Source organism: Brevundimonas sp. SL130 (genome assembly GCF_026625805.1).
Taxonomy (GTDB): domain Bacteria; phylum Pseudomonadota; class Alphaproteobacteria; order Caulobacterales; family Caulobacteraceae; genus Brevundimonas.
Genome location: NZ_CP113064.1, coordinates 620,989 through 638,463, shown reverse-complemented (window position 1 = coordinate 638,463; position 17,475 = coordinate 620,989). Strand labels below are relative to the sequence as shown.

15 protein-coding genes are annotated in these 17,475 nt (G+C 66.1%); 2 read left to right on the top strand and 13 right to left on the bottom strand.

Annotation, left to right across the window (positions count from 1 at the left end):
- Window positions 1-250: 250 nt before the first annotated feature.
- Window positions 251-1,027: a sulfite exporter TauE/SafE family protein gene (locus OU998_RS03155; RefSeq protein WP_267515396.1), complete on the bottom strand. Its 777-nt coding sequence runs from the start codon at window positions 1,025-1,027 to the stop codon at window positions 251-253.
- A 32-nt stretch (window positions 1,028-1,059) separates the two neighbouring features.
- On the bottom strand, window positions 1,060-1,500 hold the full coding sequence (locus tag OU998_RS03150; RefSeq protein ID WP_267515395.1) for an RrF2 family transcriptional regulator: 441 nt from the start codon (window positions 1,498-1,500) through the stop codon (window positions 1,060-1,062).
- Between the two features lie 217 nt (window positions 1,501-1,717).
- Between OU998_RS03150 and prfA the strand changes: the two genes are divergently transcribed.
- A complete protein-coding gene (gene prfA, locus OU998_RS03145; RefSeq protein WP_267515394.1) occupies window positions 1,718-2,785 on the top strand; it encodes a peptide chain release factor 1 in 1,068 nt (355 codons plus the stop codon).
- Here prfA and OU998_RS03140 read toward each other — a convergent pair whose 3' ends face one another.
- The 10 genes from OU998_RS03140 to OU998_RS03095 form a co-directional block, all read right to left on the bottom strand.
- A complete protein-coding gene (locus tag OU998_RS03140) occupies window positions 2,786-3,181 on the bottom strand; it encodes a hypothetical protein (RefSeq protein WP_267515393.1) in 396 nt (131 codons plus the stop codon).
- A gap of 194 nt (window positions 3,182-3,375) precedes the next feature.
- On the bottom strand, window positions 3,376-4,884 hold the full coding sequence (odhB, locus tag OU998_RS03135) for a 2-oxoglutarate dehydrogenase complex dihydrolipoyllysine-residue succinyltransferase (RefSeq protein ID WP_267515392.1): 1,509 nt from the start codon (window positions 4,882-4,884) through the stop codon (window positions 3,376-3,378).
- Between the two features lie 42 nt (window positions 4,885-4,926).
- Window positions 4,927-7,947 carry a 2-oxoglutarate dehydrogenase E1 component gene (locus OU998_RS03130; RefSeq protein WP_267515391.1) on the bottom strand — a complete coding sequence of 1,007 codons (3,021 nt, stop codon included), beginning with the start codon at window positions 7,945-7,947 and terminating at the stop codon, window positions 4,927-4,929.
- 255 nt (window positions 7,948-8,202) lie between these two features.
- Window positions 8,203-9,105: a succinate--CoA ligase subunit alpha gene (gene sucD, locus OU998_RS03125; protein WP_267515390.1), complete on the bottom strand. Its 903-nt coding sequence runs from the start codon at window positions 9,103-9,105 to the stop codon at window positions 8,203-8,205.
- Window positions 9,106-9,136: 31 nt separating this feature from the next.
- Window positions 9,137-9,559 carry a PIN domain-containing protein gene (locus tag OU998_RS03120; protein ID WP_267515389.1) on the bottom strand — a complete coding sequence of 141 codons (423 nt, stop codon included), beginning with the start codon at window positions 9,557-9,559 and terminating at the stop codon, window positions 9,137-9,139.
- Window positions 9,543-9,800 carry a DUF6364 family protein gene (locus tag OU998_RS03115; protein ID WP_267515388.1) on the bottom strand — a complete coding sequence of 86 codons (258 nt, stop codon included), beginning with the start codon at window positions 9,798-9,800 and terminating at the stop codon, window positions 9,543-9,545. Before OU998_RS03115 ends, OU998_RS03120 begins: the two co-directional genes overlap by 17 nt.
- 50 nt (window positions 9,801-9,850) lie before the next feature.
- Window positions 9,851-10,408 (bottom strand): hypothetical protein, encoded by a 558-nt coding sequence (locus tag OU998_RS03110; RefSeq protein WP_267515387.1) that lies wholly within the window; start codon window positions 10,406-10,408, stop codon window positions 9,851-9,853.
- Between the two features lie 167 nt (window positions 10,409-10,575).
- Complete coding sequence (sucC, locus tag OU998_RS03105) at window positions 10,576-11,766, bottom strand: ADP-forming succinate--CoA ligase subunit beta (RefSeq protein WP_267515386.1); 1,191 nt, start codon at window positions 11,764-11,766, stop codon at window positions 10,576-10,578.
- A 208-nt stretch (window positions 11,767-11,974) separates the two neighbouring features.
- A complete protein-coding gene (locus OU998_RS03100; RefSeq protein WP_267515385.1) occupies window positions 11,975-13,495 on the bottom strand; it encodes a spinster family MFS transporter in 1,521 nt (506 codons plus the stop codon).
- Window positions 13,496-13,613: 118 nt separating this feature from the next.
- Window positions 13,614-15,839 carry a TonB-dependent receptor gene (locus OU998_RS03095; RefSeq protein WP_267515384.1) on the bottom strand — a complete coding sequence of 742 codons (2,226 nt, stop codon included), beginning with the start codon at window positions 15,837-15,839 and terminating at the stop codon, window positions 13,614-13,616.
- Window positions 15,840-16,017: 178 nt separating this feature from the next.
- On the opposite strand from OU998_RS03095, the gene OU998_RS03090 reads away from it, so the two are divergent.
- Complete coding sequence (locus OU998_RS03090; RefSeq protein WP_267515383.1) at window positions 16,018-16,791, top strand: TetR/AcrR family transcriptional regulator; 774 nt, start codon at window positions 16,018-16,020, stop codon at window positions 16,789-16,791.
- On the opposite strand, the gene OU998_RS03085 is transcribed toward OU998_RS03090, so the two are convergent.
- Window positions 16,788-17,321 carry a DUF2306 domain-containing protein gene (locus OU998_RS03085; protein WP_267515382.1) on the bottom strand — a complete coding sequence of 178 codons (534 nt, stop codon included), beginning with the start codon at window positions 17,319-17,321 and terminating at the stop codon, window positions 16,788-16,790. The two genes, OU998_RS03090 and OU998_RS03085, sit on opposite strands and share 4 nt — an antisense overlap.
- Between the last annotated feature and the right edge of the window lie 154 nt (window positions 17,322-17,475).

The following is a 17,475-nucleotide window of genomic DNA, read 5'->3' as shown; positions in this document are numbered from 1 at the left end:
TCATGTTTTCGATTTTAGGCCAGCATTTCACCCCGAAACGCCGACCGCGCAATCAGGGCCCCGCCACGGCATGGGGCGCAGCTGGGCGAGGTTGACCTCAGGCCAGTAAAACGTCTCCGGGCTTCCAACGGAAAGTCGATCTAGGCCTCTATCGGAATTTCATGACACGCTTCGATCAACGCGAGCGCTGACTGTTGGTCGAAGGGCAAAGGCCGCCGCCGCGACTCCGCACTGATTTTTTGCTGGCCGCTTAAATAAGCCCAAACAGCCTCAGCGCCTGATACCCCGCCGACAGCAGCACCACGGCCCCGACGCCATAGGTCAGGACCCGCTTGGGCGCGATCCGGGCGATCACCCCGGCGAAGGGCGCGGCGATCAGGCCGCCCAGGATCAGGCCCAACACTGAGGTGGCGTGGGTGGCGATCCCCTCGGCCTCTTGCCAATGACCGGTCAGCAGGGCGGCCAGGAAGGTCGCCGAGATGGCCGAGGTGACGAAGAACTCCGCCGTATTGGTCGTGCCGATCGAGGCGCGCGGGTCGCCGCCCGATCCCACCAGGGTCGTCGTGACCGTCGGTCCCCAACCCCCTCCGCCGATAGCGTCGAAGAACCCACCAACCACACCCAGCGGCCCCGCCAGCTTCGTCGGGAAGATGCGCTCGCGCGTCTGGCGGGTGGCGCGCCAGATGATCACCCCGCCCATGATGGACAGATAGGCGGTGATCCACGGCTTCAGCAGGTCGCCGTCGATACTGGTCAGGACAAAGGCCCCCAGGCTGCCGCCGACCACCCCGCCCAGGGCCAGGGGCACGAACAGTTTCCAGTTCACATTCTTGTTGGCCGTGTGCGACCCGGCCGAGGCCGCCGTGGTGAAGACCTCGGCCGCATGAACACTGGCCGAAGCGGTTGCGGGGGGCACGCCGAACGACAACAGGACGGTGGAGGAGATAACGCCGTAGGCCATGCCCAATGCGCCGTCCACGATCTGGGCCAGAAAACCGACGAGGAGGAAGATAAGGAAATCTTGCATGGCCGTCCCTGAAATACGCCCGACGGTGCGGGCTATTTCCCTATTGGGTCAATAGGAGAATACCTCGACGCCGTTTGCAGAAGGGTTCGCGCCTCGAACACGGCCGCGATGGCGTCCCGCCCATCCTGAAGCACGGGTTGCAACGGACAGGTCTCGACGTCCGGGCAGGTCTCGCACGGGCCGAAGGCGGTCCGCGAGGCGCAGGGCGCCAGGGCCAGCGGCCCTTCCAGCGCCCGGATCACATCGGCGAAACTGATGGATTCGGCCGGCGTCGCCAGGGCGTACCCCCCGGTCCGGCCTCGCTTCGACACCAGCAGGCCCTGACGCCGCAGATCCAGCAGTATGGCTTCGAGAAACTTGCGCGGCGCCGTCGCGGCCTCGGCGATCTCGCCGATCGTGGCGGGGCCGCCGCCGGGCAGGCCGGCCAGATGGATCATGGCGCGCAGGGCGTAACGGGACCGGTTCGACAACATGATCCGTGATGGCGTGACCGAGCGCCGGACGCAAGACACGGGATGGAGTGGAGCGATCGCACATGACAGCCTCCTGACGGCGGTCGCGACGACGGACGTAAATCCTCATTATTCCAAATCACGTTCGCGGCGCCGCGCCTGCGGCCCGGCGACAATCGACAGCACGCCCCCCGGCGCGCTAAGGACGGCCCCTCTCTGTCTCCAGGATTATGCCGCCTTGCGTCTGCCCCAGGCCCGTCTCGATCAGGTGCTCGACCGTTTCCACGAAGTGGAGGCCCGGATGGGCGCCGCGACGGACGGCGTCGAGATCGTCCGCCTGTCCAAGGAGCACGCCGAGCTCAAGCCCGTCGCCGACGCGGTCCAGGGCCTGGCCCGCGCCCGCGCCGAAATGGCGGACCTGGAAGCCATGACGGCCGATCCCGAAATGGCGGCGATGGCGCAGGACGAGCTTCAGATCCTGAACGATACCCTGCCGGGTCTAGAACGCGACGTCGCCCTGCTGCTGGCCCCGCGCGACGCCGACGAGAACGCCTCGGCCGTGCTGGAAGTCCGCGCCGGCACCGGCGGCGACGAGGCGGCCCTGTTCGCCGGCGACCTGTTCCGCATGTATTCGCGCTACGCCTCGACGCGCGGCTGGCGGATCGAGCTGGATTCGGCGACCGAGGGCGACGCTGGCGGCTACAAGGAAATCATCGCCACGGTGACGGGCGAGGGCGTGTTCGGTCGACTGAAGTTCGAGAGCGGCGTCCACCGGGTGCAACGGGTGCCGTCGACCGAGTCTCAGGGCCGTATCCACACCTCGGCGGCGACGGTCGCGGTCCTGCCCGAGGTCGAGGACGTCGAGATCGAGATCCACGACAAGGACATCCGCATCGACACCTTCCGCGCCTCGGGCTCGGGCGGTCAGCACGTCAACACGACCGATTCCGCCGTGCGCATCACCCACCTGCCCACCGGCATCATGGTGACCTCGTCGGAAAAGTCCCAGCACGTCAACCGCGACAAGGCGATGAAGAATCTGCGCGTGCGCCTGTACGACATGCAACGCCAGGCCAAGGATCTGGCCCGGTCCGACACGCGCAAGTCTCAGGTCGGGTCGGGCGATCGGTCAGAGCGGATCCGCACCTACAACTATCCGCAAGGCCGGGTCAGCGATCACCGGATCAACCTGACCCTGCACAGCCTGCCCCAGATCCTGGAAGGCGACCTCGACCCCCTGCTGAACGCCCTGATCGCCGAGGATCAGGCCGCGCGTCTGGCCGATCTGGAAGCCGAGTTCGGCTGATCAGCCCAGAATCCCGACCGTCGGCAGGCATAGAACCAGACCGGTGGCGGCGGTATAGCCGGCGAAGGCGTGGACCGATCGTCGGCGGCAGGTGGCGGCCTCAGGAGCGCCGATACGCGACACCTGATCGGTCCAGAGCAGATACAGGGCCTGCACCGTCCACCCGGCCAGAAAGGCGGCGACGGCCCAGCCGCTGAGGGCCGCAAGCGCCGCGCCCGAAAGCATGATCAGCACGCCGGCCAGAACGACAACCCCGTCCCCGAAATACTCGGAGAGGGGGATCGCCATCAACCCCGCCAGGGCCCGTTGCAGACGCCAGTTGAGCCAGGCCTGATACAGAAGCATCAGCCCGCCCAAGACGTAGAAGACCCCGATCGCGCGCGCTGCCCACTCCATGGCGGGAATAAGGCGTCATTCCCGCGCGGGTCGTAAGTCCGGAAAACCCCTTAGCCTGCGGAAAACGCCCGACCGGCGCACCCAAGACACAATCGCTGATATCCCAACATCCGATTGCAACCTGCGCCGAAGCCACTGAAAAGGCGGCCTGATACAAAAAAGGCGGCGAGATCATCGCCGCCTTTTCAGGTGTCTTACAGGTCCAGCAGGGCCCGCTGCGGGTCTTCCAGCAGTTCCTTGATGCGGACCAGGAAGGTCACGGCTTCCTTGCCGTCGACGATCCGGTGATCGTAGCTGAGGGCCAGATACATCATCGGCCGGATCTTGACCTCGCCATTGATGGCCATCGGGCGCTGGACGATGTTGTGCATGCCCAGGATGCCCGACTGGGGCGCGTTCAGGATCGGCGTCGACATCAGCGACCCATAGGTGCCGCCGTTGGTGATGGTGAAGGTGCCGCCCTGCATCTGGTCCATGGTCAGGGCGCCGTCGCGGGCCGCCTTGCCCAGGGCGCCGATGCCCTTTTCAATACCGGCGAGCGACAGGGTGTCGGCGTCACGCAGCACCGGCACCACCAGACCCTTTTCGGTGCCGACGGCGACGCCGATGTCATAGTGGTTCTTGTAGATGATGTCCGTGCCGTCGATCTCGGCGTTGACCGCCGGGATCTCGTGCAGGGCTGCGACCACCGCCTTGGTGAAGAAGGACATGAAGCCCAGCTTCACGCCGTGGCGCTTCTCGAACACATCCTTGTACTGGGCGCGCAGGGCCATGACATTGGTCATGTCCACCTCGTTGAAGGTGGTCAGCTGGGCGGCCGTGTTCTGCGATTCCTTCAGGCGACGGGCGATGGTCTGACGCAGGCGCGTCATCTTCACCCGCTCTTCGCGCGGACCGACGGCGCGCGGAGCCGAAGGAGCGGCGGCGGCGGGGGCCGGAGCAGCAGCTGCGGCGCCGATGGCGGCGATGGCGTCAGCCTTGGTGATATTGCCCTTGGGCCCGGTGGCGGCGATGGCCTTGGGGTCCAAATTGTTCTCGGCGACCACGCGCTGGACGGCGGGCGACAGGGTTTCGTTCTTGGAGACCTGGGCCGAACCCGTATTGGCCGGGGCGGCCGCCGGCGCCGGCGCAGCGGCGGCCGGAGCCGCAGCGGCGCCCGATCCCGAAACCGAGCCGATCTTCTGGCCGGGGGTGACGGTCGCGCCTTCGTCGGCGGCGATGGTCAGGACGCCGTCCGCCGGCGCCGACACCTCGACCGCGACCTTGTCGGTCTCGATCTCGACCAGCAGTTCGTCCTTCTTGACGGCCTCGCCGTTTTTCTTGAGCCACTTGCCCATCGAGCCTTCGGCGACGCTTTCACCCATCACCGGCACGGTGATGTCGATGCTCGACGCGGCGGCGGGCGCAGCCTTGGTTTCGGCCTTGGCGGCCTTGGCCGGAGCAGCGGCGGCGGGCGCAGCAGCAGCGCCGCCCTCGGTCACCGAACCCAGGACCGTGCCGGGAACCACGGTGTCGCCCGCGGCGGCGTTGATGGCGCCCAGGACGCCGTCGGCCGGCGCCACGACTTCCAGCGACACCTTGTCGGTTTCCAGTTCGACGAGCAGTTCGTCCTTCTTGACCGCGTCGCCGACCTTCTTGGTCCATTTCGCGATGGTGGCCTCGGTGACGGATTCACCGAGGGCGGGGGTCAGGATGTCGGCCATGTCGGGTCCAGCTGTCTCTTTGGGAGTATCGTGTAGGGTGTATCAGGCGAAGGCTTCGTTGGTGAAGGCCTCGAGTTCCTTCAGGTGCCGGCTCATCAGACCGGCCGCCGTGGAGGCGGAACCCGGACGGCCGACATAGCGGGCGCGCTTGGAGGCGACGTTCAGCTTGTCGAGCGTCAGCTCCAGCCACGGATCGACGAAGGTCCAGCCGCCCATGTTCTTCGGCTCTTCCTGGCACCAGACCACTTCGGCCTTCGGGAAGCGGGCCAGTTCCTTGCGCAGGGACTGGATCGGCCAGGGATAGAACTGTTCCAGGCGCAGGATATAGACGTCGTCCACCGCCTGGCCGTCCTTGGCCTTCTTCTCGCGGGCGTCCAGCAGGTCGTAATAGACCTTGCCCGAGCACAGGATGACGCGGCGGATCGCCTTGTCGGCCTTGATCTTGATCCCGGCGACGTCGGGGCGGGTCTGGGCGTCGTCGTGCAGGACGCGGTGGAAGGACGAACCCTCCGCCAGATCCTTCATCGACGAGACCGCCTTCTTGTGACGCAGCAGGCTCTTGGGCGTCATCAAGATCAGCGGCTTGCGGAACGGCCGGTGCATCTGGCGACGCAGGATGTGGAAATAGTTGGCCGGGGTGGTGCAGTTGGCGACCTGCATATTGTCTTCGGCGCACTGCTGCAGGAAGCGCTCCAGACGGGCCGACGAGTGTTCCGGCCCCTGGCCCTCATAGCCGTGCGGCAGCAGCATGGTCAGGCCGCTCATCCGCAGCCATTTGCGTTCGCCCGAGCTGATGAACTGGTCGATCACCACCTGGGCGCCGTTCACGAAGTCGCCGAACTGCGCCTCCCACAGCACCAGGGTGTTGGGATCGGCCAGCGAATAGCCGTACTCGAAGCCCAGCACCGCCTCTTCCGACAGAGCCGAGTCGATCACCTCGAAATTGGCCTGGCCGTCGCTCAGGTTATTCAGCGGCATGTACCGCTCTTCGGTCGTCTGATCGATGATGCCCGAATGACGCTGCGAGAAGGTGCCGCGCACCGAATCCTGGCCCGACAGCCGGACGGGGAAGCCTTCGTCCACCAGCGAGGCGAAGGCCAGGCTCTCGGCCGTGGCCCAGTCCAGGTTTTCGCCCGAGGTGATGGCTTCGCGGCGGCCGTCATAGACGCGCTTCAACGTCTTGTGCATGTCGACGCTGTTGGGAACCGTGGTCAGGCGATGGCCCAGGTCGGCCAGCTTGGTCAGAGGCACGGCGGTGTCGCCGCGCAGTTCGTCCTTGGGCGCTTGGAAGCCCTGCCACTGGCCGTCCAGCCAGTCGGCCTTCTCGGCGGACCAGGTCTTGCCGGCCTCGAACTGCTCGTCGAGGAAGGTGTCGAACCGGGCGATCTCGGCGTCGATCTCGGCCTGGCTGATCACCCCCTCGGCCACCAGACGCTGCGAATACAGTTCGCGGGTCGAGGGCTGGGCGCGGATCTTCGAATACATCAGCGGCTGAGTGAAGGTGGGATCGTCGCCTTCGTTGTGGCCGAACCGGCGATAGCAGAACATGTCCACCACCGCGTCCTTGTGGAACTTCTGACGGTATTCGGTGGCCACCTTGGCGGCGAAGACGACCGCTTCGGGATCATCGCCGTTCACGTGGAAGATCGGGGCCTGGACCATCAGCGCGACATCCGACGGATAAGGCGACGAGCGCGAGTTCCGCGGGCTGGTGGTGAAGCCGATCTGGTTGTTGATGACGAAATGCAGGGTGCCGCCGGTGCGGTAGCCCTTCAGCCCCATCAGGGCGAAGCACTCGGCCACCACGCCCTGGCCGGCGAAGGCGGCGTCGCCGTGGATCAGCAGGGGCACGACCTTGGAGCGGTCCAGCGCCCATTCGGCCTCGGGCTTGCCGGCGTTGGCGTCACGGATGTCGAACGCCTGTTTCGCACGCGCCTTGCCCAGCACCACCGGGTTGACGATCTCGAGGTGCGACGGGTTGGCGGTCAGCGACAGGTGGACGTGATTGCCGTCGAACTCGCGGTTCGAGCTGGCGCCCATGTGATATTTGACGTCGCCCGAGCCGTCGATGTCGCTCGGCACGGCCGAACCGCCCTGGAACTCGTGGAAGATGACCTTGTAGGGCTTGCCCATCACGGCGGCGAGCACGTTCAGGCGGCCGCGGTGGGCCATGCCCAGCACGACTTCATCGACGCCCAGATTGCCGCCGCGCTTGATCACCTGCTCCAGCGCCGGGACCATGGCCTCGCCGCCGTCCAGGCCGAACCGCTTGGTGCCGGGGAAACGCTTGTGCAGGAAGCGTTCGAAGCCCTCGGCCTCGATCAGCTTGTTCAGGATGGCCAGCTTGCCTTCCTTGGTGAAGGCGTTCTGCTCGAACTTGTCGGCGCCCTCGAACCGCTGTTGCAGCCAGGACTTCTCCTCCGGCTCGGCGATATGCATGTACTGGATGCCGACCGTGCCGCAATAGGTGCGCTTCAGCAGGTCCAGGACCTCGCGGATGCTGCCGGTCTGAAGACCCAGCACCCCGTCCAGGAAGATGGGGCGATCCATGTCGGCTTCGCTGAAGCCGTAGAATTCGGGCGTCAGTTCCGGGTTTTCGACCGGCTGTTCGATACCCAGCGGGTCCAGCTTGGCCTGCAAGTGGCCGCGCACGCGATAGCTGCGGATCAGCATCAGGACGCGGATGGAATCATGGGCGGCGGCGCGGATGGCGTCGGCGGAAACCTCGACGGGCGCAGCCTTGGCCGGGGCCGCTGCGGGCGCAGGCGCTGCGCCGGGCTTCTTGGGATCGGGTTTGGGCGCCGGCCAACGGCCGTCGAACACAGCAGTCGCCTCGCTGGGTTCAGTGGCGGTTCCACGTCCCCAGGCGCCGGCCTCAGCCGAGGCCTTAACGCTGGCGGCGTTGTCGCGCAGCTGGTCGAAGAAGGCTTTCCATTCCGCAGAGACCGAACCTGGATCGGTGGCCCATTTCTCGTGCAGCTCCTCGATATAGGCCGCATTGGACCCGTAGAGGAATGAGGTCTCGGCAAAGACCTGGTTCAGCCGACCGGCATCGTCCGCCATCGTTTTCGCAATCCCTAGCCCCCAACGGACACATCTCCGTGAGGGGTGCGCCCGTCATATAGGCCCGCTTTCCTTATGGGTCATGACCGAAACGGGGCAATTCGGTGAGAAATTGGTCGCAGCGCAAAGAAAAACGCCCCCGACCTGAGCCGAGGGCGTCCATCTATGCGTCACACGGCATTTTTGATGCCGAGAAGGCGCTCAAGCAGCGAGCCGCCGCGCGGCGAGCGTAGCGCCCGCGCGCAGCGCGAAGGATCAGCCCTTCAGCACTTCCACCAGGGTCTTGCCCAGGCGGGCCGGCGATTCCGACATGCGGATGCCGGCGGCTTCCATCGCCGCGATCTTTGATTCCGCATCGCCCTTGCCGCCCGAGACGACGGCGCCGGCGTGGCCCATGGTGCGGCCCTTGGGCGCGGTGCGTCCGGCGATGAAGCCGGCCATCGGCTTCTTGCGGCCCTTCTTGGCTTCGTCGATCAGGAACTGGGCGGCGTCTTCTTCGGCGCCGCCGCCGATTTCACCGATCATGATGATCGAGGTGGTTTCCGGATCGGCCAGGAACATTTCCAGCATGTCGATGAACTCGGTGCCCTTGACCGGGTCGCCGCCGATGCCGACGGCCGTGGTCTGGCCCAGGCCTTCGTTCGAGGTCTGGAACACGGCCTCATAGGTCAGGGTGCCCGAACGCGACACGATGCCGACCGAGCCCTTCTTGAAGATATTGCCCGGCATGATGCCGATCTTGCACTCGTCCGGCGTCAGGACGCCGGGGCAGTTCGGGCCCAGGAGGCGCGACTTGGAGCCTTCCAGGTGACGCTTGACCTTGACCATGTCCAGCACCGGGATGCCCTCGGTGATGCAGGTGATGAAGGGGATTTCGGCGTCGATGGCTTCGATGATGGCGGCGGCCGCGCCCGACGGCGGGACATAGATCACCGAGGCGTCGGCGCCCGTGGCGTCCTTGGCTTCGGCGACCGAGGCGTAGATCGGCAGGCTTTCGCCGTGCGAACCGGTCCAGTTGGTGCCGCCCTTGGTCGGGTGCACGCCGGCGACCATCTGGGTGCCGTGATAGGCCAGGGCCTGTTCGGTGTGGAAGCCGCCGGTCTTGCCGGTCAGGCCCTGGACGATGATCTTGGTGTCTTTGTTGACGAGGATGGACATGGGGTCTCGTTTCGCTTGTTAGGCTTGGGGGTTAGATGGAAAGGAAAGGATTTTCGACCCGGACCGACCCGTAGGTCTGACCGTGATTGAGATCTTCGGAGTAGAGGACTTTCGCGCCGAGCCGTTCGGCGGCGGCGATGATGGCCCCGTCCCAATAGGACAGCTGATAGCGGCGGGCGGTGTCGATGCCCGCGCGAATGACGTTGAAGTCCACCGGCTGGAACGCCTTCTTGGACAGACGCAGAACCCATTCCTTCGCCTCGTCGGCGGTCAGGGGGACGGAGCCCTTGCGCTGGGCGTTGACGTAGAATTCCGCCAGCACCTGGCCGGACGTTCCGAACCGGGTGGTCAGAAGCTCGATGGCGCGCTCATTCTTGGCCGGGTCATCGACCGAGCCCATGGCGGCGTAGAGCAGGACATTGGTGTCGAGGAAGACCTCAGTACTCGCGATCAAACCGAGGTTCCCCGCTGTAGGTCTCTTCGCGGCTGAAACGCCAGTCGCCCATCCGGCCCTTGCTCTCGCGGGCCAGTTTCAGCAGCGCCTCGGTGGCCTCGTCGTGCTCGCTTTCCTGCTCGACCAGCCGGGTCAGGAAGCCGCGCACCATCTCGTTGACGCTGGTCCGCTTCATGGCCGCCAGCACCCGCACCTTGTCGAGCAGGTCGTCGTCGATGGCGAGGGTCAGGTTGCGGGTCACGCGCGGCGCTCTACACGGGTTATGTGTAACACATAGGCCGTGGAGCCGGATTAGTCGAGCCTCGGCAACATATAGATCAGCGTGGACCCGGATCCCGACCGGTCCAGCACGAGAAGCCGCATCTGCCCGGTTCGCGCCATGGCCACGAACTGGGCGTCCGTCAGCCTAAGGCTGGGCGCCCGACCTTCAGGCGTCTGTAGCCAGGCATAGGCGTCAAAACCGACTGCACTAATGGCGTCGAACTTCATGAGGTCGTGCAGCCGCCGGTCCAGCGCGCGATGATCGGTGGGGCGGACGGCGACCCCGCAGAAATCCAGCACAACCGTCTCGCGCCCAACCTGCCGCGTCATCCGGCCCGTCATGACGATGCTCATGTCCGTGGCGTTGGTGCGCATGAAGCCTGCGCGCTCCGTGGCGTTGCGCAGTCGCGGCGTCATGCTTTCCGGCACGGGCGAAAAGCCGGCTTCCGCCGCCAGGACCGCCGCCTGCGCGCGATCGCCCTTCGCCGCGACACAGACGGCGTTCAAGGTCGCGATGATGTCAGTGGGTTCAGGCGCCGCCTCAGATTGGGGGGCCACAGACTGGGCGGCCACAGACTGGGCGGCCACAGACTGGGCGCAAAGCGCTGAGGGCGCACACATAAATATCAGAGAGGCCGCTAAGCCCTGAATAACCCGATGACCACCCATGGAGACCATGGTTCATCAGAGTTGCAACCGTGTCAACCATTCCTCCCTGAACGCATCAGGGAGGAATGGTTGAGCCGCAGTTGTGATCAGCCGACCGCCTTGACGATCTTCTGGGCCGCGTCGTCCAGATCGTCGGCCGCCGTGATGGCCAGGCCGGACTCGTTCAGGATTTTCTTGCCCAGTTCGGCGTTGGTGCCTTCCAGGCGCACGACCAGCGGCACCTTCAGACCGACTTCCTTCACGGCCGCGACGACGCCCTCGGCGATGACGTCGCACTTCATGATGCCGCCGAAGATGTTGACCAGGATGCCCTGGACGTTCGGGTCGGCGGTGATGATCTTGAAGGCCGCAGCGACCTTCTCCTTGCCGGCGCCGCCGCCGACGTCGCAGAAGTTGGCCGGCTCCTTGCCGTACAGCTTGATGATGTCCATCGTCGCCATGGCCAGGCCGGCGCCGTTGACCATGCAACCGATGTTGCCGTCCAGCGAGACATAGGCGAGGTCCCACTTGGAGGCTTCGATTTCCTTGGCGTCTTCCTCGGTCTCGTCGCGCAGGGCCTTGATGTCGTCGTGGCGGAACAGGGCGTTGCCGTCGAAGCTGACCTTGGCGTCCAGGACGCGCAGATGGCCGTCCTTCATGACGATCAGGGGGTTCACCTCCAGCATGTCCATGTCCTTCTCGACGAAGGCCTTGTACAGCGCCGGGAACAGCGACTTGCCGTCTTCGGCGGCGGCGCCCGTCAGGCCGTAGGCGGCGCTGATGGCGGCGACGTCGGCTTCGGTCACGCCCGCGCTCGGGTCGATGACGATGTTCTGGATCTTCTCGGGCGTGTCATGGGCGACGGCTTCGATGTCCATGCCGCCTTCGGTCGAGACGACGAAGGCGATGCGGCCGTACTGGCGATCGACCAGCAGCGAGCAATACAGTTCACGATCGATGTCGGCGCCGTCCTCGATATAGAGGCGGTTGACCTGTTTGCCGGCGTCGCCCGTCTGGGCGGTGACCAGGGTGTTGCCCATCATTTCCTTGGCGTGGGCGACGGCCTCTTCGACCGAGAAGGCCAGGCGCACGCCGCCCTTGGCGTCGGCCGGCAGTTCCTTGAACTTGCCCTTGCCGCGTCCGCCGGCGTGGATCTGCGACTTAACGACATAAAGCGGGCCGGGCAGGGACTTGGCGGCGGCCTCGACCTGATCGACGGACGTCACCGCGACGCCTTCGGCGACCGGGGCGCCGAAACCTTTGAGGACCTGCTTGGCCTGATATTCGTGGATGTTCATGAGGGACCGTCGCAACCGCTGCTGGGAGAGTTGCGGGGCTTATAGGCCCCGTCCCTTCAAGGGTGCAACCGCGAAGGAACGGGTGACGAGTGGCGAGTGACGAGTGGCGAGGAGGACGACTGCAAAAACGGCTAACGTCAGATCAGTCCCAGCTCCCGATATCTTCTCGCCACTCGCCACCAACCACTCGCCCCCAACCACTGACTGTCTAATCGACCCAGTCCCGCTTCAGCGTCCGCGAGGCCCCGATCAGCAGGATCGCCGCCAGCACATAGAAGCCCATGCCGGTATAGATGGCCCACCTCAGGCTCTCCTCCCCGAACCGGGGCGCCAAGAGGTCGCTCATCCAGCCGAAATAATAAAAGCCGACCGCGATCCCGAGCAGATTGTTCAGCAGCAGGAACAGGGCCGAGGCCGTGGACCGCATCGCCGCCGGGACCAGATGCTGGACCGCCGCCGTGATCGGCCCCAGCCAGGCCAGGTTCAGGCCGGTCGGCAACAGGAAGATCAGGAAGGCCAACACCAGCTGTTGGGTGTTGCTGCCCCCGCCCGGCAGGACCAGGCCGATCAGCCAGGGCGAGTTCATCGCAAGGATGAAACAGGGCGCCGAGATCAGGAAGGCGATGGCCGGGGTCAGGGGATAGGCGCCCTTGCCCTTTTTCGACAGCTTGTCGGCGATCATCCCGCCCAGCCAGATGCCGAGGATGCCGCCGATCAGGGCGATGCCCGAATAATACCAGCTGGTTTGGCGCAGGGTCAGGTCGAAGCTGCGCATGAAGAACAGCGGCAGCCAGCCGGCGACGCCATAGCCGCACACCGAAGACGAAGCAGCCCCCAGGCCCAGCAGCCAGAAGCTGGGCTTCTTGATCACCACCGAGGCGGTGCGCCGCGCCACCATCAGCGACACCCCGATCACGCCCGCCAGCAGGCCGCCGAAGGCCAGGACCAGCGGACTGCCCAGGGACATGCCCATCAGCCAGTTCAGCGCCGCCAGGATCAGCAGGCCGGCGCCCAGGCCCAGCATGACCTGGGCCGCGATCTTGCCCGCCCGGTCCGTGCCGACCGGCGCCGCCGCCAGGGCCGCGACCTGGGCCTCGGTCTTGATCGCATCGGTCCCGCCGCGCTTGGGATCCTTGACCGTCAGCCGCAGCAGGGGCGCGACCAGCACCCCCAGCAGACCCACGACGATGAAGGCCGTCCGCCAGCCATAGGTCGCCGCCAGCAGCCCCCCGACCAATGTCCCCGCCGCCATGCCCAGCGGAATCCCAAAGGCGAAGGCCGCCAGGGCCCGCGCCCGCTGATGCGGCGGGAAATAGTCGGCGATCAGCGAATAGGCCGGCGCCACCCCGCCCGCCTCGCCCACGCCGACGCCCATCCGGCACAGGAACAGCTGTCCGAACGACCCGGCCATGCCGCACAGGGCGGTGAAGCCGGACCAGACCGCCAGGGCCCCCGTCATGATCCACACCCGGCTGAACCGATCCGCCAGCCAGGCCAGGGGAATCGCCAGGGTCGAATAGACCGAGGCGAAGGCGATGCCGCCCAACAGACCGAACTGGCTGTCGGACATGCCGAATTCTTCCTTCAGCGGCGCTGCCAGGATGCCGATGATCTGCCGGTCCAGGAAGTTCAGCATGTAGATCAGGATCAGCACCGCCAGCACATAGAAGCGGTAGCCCGGTCGGTGCGGCGCGGGCGCCTGCCCGTCCGTCAGGGTGTCGGTCGTCATCGGCGTTTCCCTCGGCGTCTTCTTGTTGTTGGGGCGAGCCTAGCCGCAAGTCCGCCCCCTGCAAAGCAAAGGGCGGCGGCCTTCAGACCGCCGCCCCTGCCTCAGGCGTCTATCGCGATCAGAACCGGTAGGTCAGACGCGCCGAATAGGTGGTCGGCGGGCCGTAGAAGGCGCTGATCGAGTTGTTGAAGGAGGCCCCGGCGAAGTTGTAGCCCCCGACCTTGTACCGAACGTCTGTGAGATTGCGCCCGAACAGGCCGACCTCCCACCGCTTGCTCGGCGCGATCCAGACCAGGCTGGCGTCGGCCAGGACATAGCCGTCCTGATCCAGGATGGGGTCCGGTGCGTCGAACAGATGATAGTCCGAGCGATAGGACAGCGACGGCGTCACCCGGATTTCCCCGCCCATGATGTCGCCGCGCCAGGTCATGCCGTAATAGGCCGACCATTCCGGCGAGTTCTGGGGTTGGCGCTGATCGGAGATGTCGACCGGCGTTCCCGTCACCAGGGTGATGAACTCGTCGAACTCGTTCTTCAGATAGCCCAGCGAGAAGTTGGCGGTGATGTCGTCGGTCAGGAAGGCCGAGCCTTCCAGTTCGAAGCCGTAGATGGTCGAGGCGCCGGCGTTGTCGACCACCGAGGCGATGCCAACGGCCGGGGCCGTGGCCACCTGCTGGGTGGTGATCTGCTGGTCCTTGTAGTCGGAATAGAAGACCGCCGAGGCGAAGTTCATCCGCCGGTCGAAGGCCGACCCCTTCAGGCCCAGCTCATAGGTGGTGACCGTCTCGGGCTGATAGCCGTTGACCGTCTGCGGCACCAGGGCGGCGTCGCCCCGCATGTCCCAGCCGCCCGACTTGAAGCCCTGGCTGACCGAGGCGTAGCCGGTGATTTCCTCGCTGAAGTCATACGAAATACTGGCGCGCGGCGTGAATTTCTCGAAGGTGTCGGACGCCGAATAGTTGGTGCGGGTGGCGAACACCGGGCGGGCGGTTCCGCCGGTATAGGGGGTGCGGGTCGCGCCTAGGAAGAACTGGCGCAGGACCGAGGCGTCCTTGTCATCCTTGGTATAGCGGCCGCCCAGCGAGACGTGCAGCCGGTCGGAAATGTCATAGCTGAAGTCGGCGAAGGCCGAGAAGGACTGGGTGTCCACCGATCCCGCCGCCGCGATGGCCAGACCCAGGTTGCCCGCGATGGTGTCGAAGGCGCCGGACGACGTGCCGTCCAGATAGAAGACGCCCGCCACGCCCGACCACCGGTCGCCGGTGAAGACGGCCTGCAGCTCCTGGGTGAACTGGTCGTCCGAATAGAGGGCCGGCACGTCCAAGAAGGGCTGCGGCGTCTGGTCGAAGTCGATGACCGTCTTGGTGTCGCCCGACCGATAGGCGCTGATCGACTTCAGGGTCAGCCTGTCGTTGACCCGGTATTCGCTGGTCAGGGACACGCCCTCGGTGACGACCTTCTGCTCGCCGGTGATACCGGCGTTGGTGTCGTATTCACCGGCCGGAGGCGTATAGCCGCCCGTTAGCGAGTTCACTTCGCGGTGCCCGTGACGGGGGCTGGAGTCGTCCTCGACCCGATCCCAGGCCAGGCGGAAGAACAGGCTGTCGTTCGGCGTCCATTCGGCGCTGGCGCGATAGGCGGTGACGTCCTTGTCGTACTGGTCCTGGCCGGTGTTCAGGTTCTCGCCATAGCCGTCGTGCTGATAGGTGGCGACCGCGCCGCCGATGGCGAAGGTATCACCGATGGGGACCGAGCCCGAAACCAGGAAGTTATGCTCGTTGTACGACCCGACCTCGGCCCGCGCCGTCAGGCTGGGATCATGGCTCAGGCGTTTGGTGACATATTTGATCGCGCCGCCGATGGTGTTGCGCCCGTAAAGCGTCCCCTGCGGCCCGCGCAGCACCTCGATGCGCTGGATATCGAAGATGTCCAGCACCGCGCCCTGCGGCCGGGCCACATAGACGTCGTCGATATAGAGGCCGACGCCGGGCTCGAAGCCCCACAGCGGATCCTGCTGGCCCACGCCGCGGATGAAGCTGATCAGGGTCGAGTTCGAGCCGCGCGCGATCTGCACCGTGGCGTTCGGCGTCTGCTGTTGCAGGGCCGTGATATTGGTCGCGCCGGTCTGTTCCAGACGTTCGGCGCTGAGGGCCGAAACCGCGACCGGCACGTCCTTCAGCTGTTCGTCGCGCCGCCGAGCGGTGACGACGATGTCATCGACCATATTGGATTGTCCGGCGTTGGCCGCCTGGGCCGCCGCCTCGGCGTCCTGGGCCGTCGAAGCCCCCGCCAGCACGCCCCACGCCGCGCCGGCCAGCAGCGCGCACTTCACATGATGTCTCATGATCCTACCCCTTCGGTTGTCGTTTCCAGCCCGTTGACGCTTTTATTCAGCGTTCAATGATTTTCCTGAACCTGACCCTGTTTCCGTCGTGTGTCAAATATTCACCATTCCCCTTCATCACGCGTAGCGGCTCCGCTCGCCGTTGCGCCGGCGCAGGCGCGGGCCTAGCCTCGCGCCCATGAGCAAGCTCGACGCTTCGACCCCCGTCCACCGCCCCGTCGCCGCGCGTCGCAAACTGGTTTCGGCGGCTTCTCCGGCCCAAGTTCCCGCCCGGCGCGGCCGCCCGCCCAAGGCCCAGGCCAAGGCGGCCGGCGAGACCCGCGACCTGATCCTGGACGCGGCCGAGGACCTGTTCTCCAAACACGGCTTCTACGGCGTCACCATCCGCGAGGTGGCGCGCGAGGCGGGCGTGGACACCGCCCTGGTCCATTATTATTTCGGGGCCAAGCGCGACCTGTTCGACGCCGTCTTCCTGCGCCGGGCCCAGGTCTGGAACGACGACCGCGTCGCCGCCATCGACCGTTACGCCGAGGCCGCCGGCGCCGACATGACCCTGGAGGGCCTGCTCGAGGCCTTCCTGCGCCCCCCGTTCGAATGGTCGCTGAAGGGCGGGCCGGGCTGGAAACACTATGCCGCCCTGGTGGCCCAGACCAACGCCAACCCCACCTTCGGCGGCGAGACCATGGCCCGCTATTTCGACCCGGCCATCCGCCGGCTGATCGAGCTGATCGCCGTGGTCCTGCCGGACGCCAGCGAGGTCGATCTCTACTGGGGCTACCATAATCTGTCGGGCGCCCTGACCCTGACCCTGGGCGAGACCGGGCGTCTGGACCGGCTGTCGGGCGGCCTGGCCCGGTCCGGCGACCTGGAGACGGCCGGCGACTATATGGTCCGCTTCGCCGCCGCCGGCTTCCGCGCCGTCGTCGTCGTCGTCGGCCTGTCGCCCCGCTAGCCGAAGAAGATCGCCCACATCAGCCGACCGGGCAGGAAGGTCAGCGCGCCGGCGACGATCAGCCCGCCCACGAACATCCCCGTCATCGCCCGTCGGTGCGCCTGCACCTTGTGACGCCGCGCGGCATGGACCGCCATCGGCAGGCTCACCACCGTCCAGCCGCTGATCAGATGGATGAAGGACAGGCCCGCCGGCCCGTCGGGGTTGATCGTGTGGATGAAGAAGGAGCTGACCGCCGTCGTCCCCATGGCCAGCACCCAGGTCCAGCCCAGCGCCCGGTGCAGCCGCGTTCCCTTGATCCCCGCCAGCAGGACGATGCCGATGGCCAGGGCCGTCAGGGCCGCCGCCACATGGATCTGGATCGCGCTCGGCGCCGCCGCCAGCAGGCTGAAGTCCGGCGCCCGCAGACTGTATCCCAACACGGCGACCCGCCCCCCGTCCGCCGCCAGATAGGCGACAATGGGGGCGCCCAGCAGAACCAGGGCGACGATGGACGGGACGAAACGGGCGAGACGGGCGTGACGAAACAAGGGGAACCTCCGGCGATCTGTCTCCCCGCTTCTGAAGCCCGGCTCGCCGTCGCGCCTCCCGTTCTGCGTCAACGACCACCCCGGCTTCGCGAACGGACGCCCCTTCCGCCGTGACGGAAATCATGATTTCAAACAGGCGTCCTTCCTTGAAAGC

Bases quoted from the DNA above. Each gene is read 5' to 3' on its own strand.
- OU998_RS03130 (WP_267515391.1), bottom strand. From the start codon at position 7,947: ATGGCGGACGATGCCGGTCGGCTGAACCAGGTCTTTGCCGAGACCTCA.
- OU998_RS03155 (WP_267515396.1), bottom strand. From the start codon at position 1,027: ATGCAAGATTTCCTTATCTTCCTCCTCGTCGGTTTTCTGGCCCAGATC.
- OU998_RS03090 (WP_267515383.1), top strand. From the start codon at position 16,018: ATGAGCAAGCTCGACGCTTCGACCCCCGTCCACCGCCCCGTCGCCGCG.
- OU998_RS03150 (WP_267515395.1), bottom strand. From the start codon at position 1,500: ATGTTGTCGAACCGGTCCCGTTACGCCCTGCGCGCCATGATCCATCTG.
- odhB (WP_267515392.1), bottom strand. From the start codon at position 4,884: ATGGCCGACATCCTGACCCCCGCCCTCGGTGAATCCGTCACCGAGGCC.
- OU998_RS03095 (WP_267515384.1), bottom strand. From the start codon at position 15,839: ATGAGACATCATGTGAAGTGCGCGCTGCTGGCCGGCGCGGCGTGGGGC.
- OU998_RS03100 (WP_267515385.1), bottom strand. From the start codon at position 13,495: ATGACGACCGACACCCTGACGGACGGGCAGGCGCCCGCGCCGCACCGA.
- OU998_RS03140 (WP_267515393.1), bottom strand. From the start codon at position 3,181: ATGGAGTGGGCAGCGCGCGCGATCGGGGTCTTCTACGTCTTGGGCGGG.
- sucD (WP_267515390.1), bottom strand. From the start codon at position 9,105: ATGTCCATCCTCGTCAACAAAGACACCAAGATCATCGTCCAGGGCCTG.
- sucC (WP_267515386.1), bottom strand. From the start codon at position 11,766: ATGAACATCCACGAATATCAGGCCAAGCAGGTCCTCAAAGGTTTCGGC.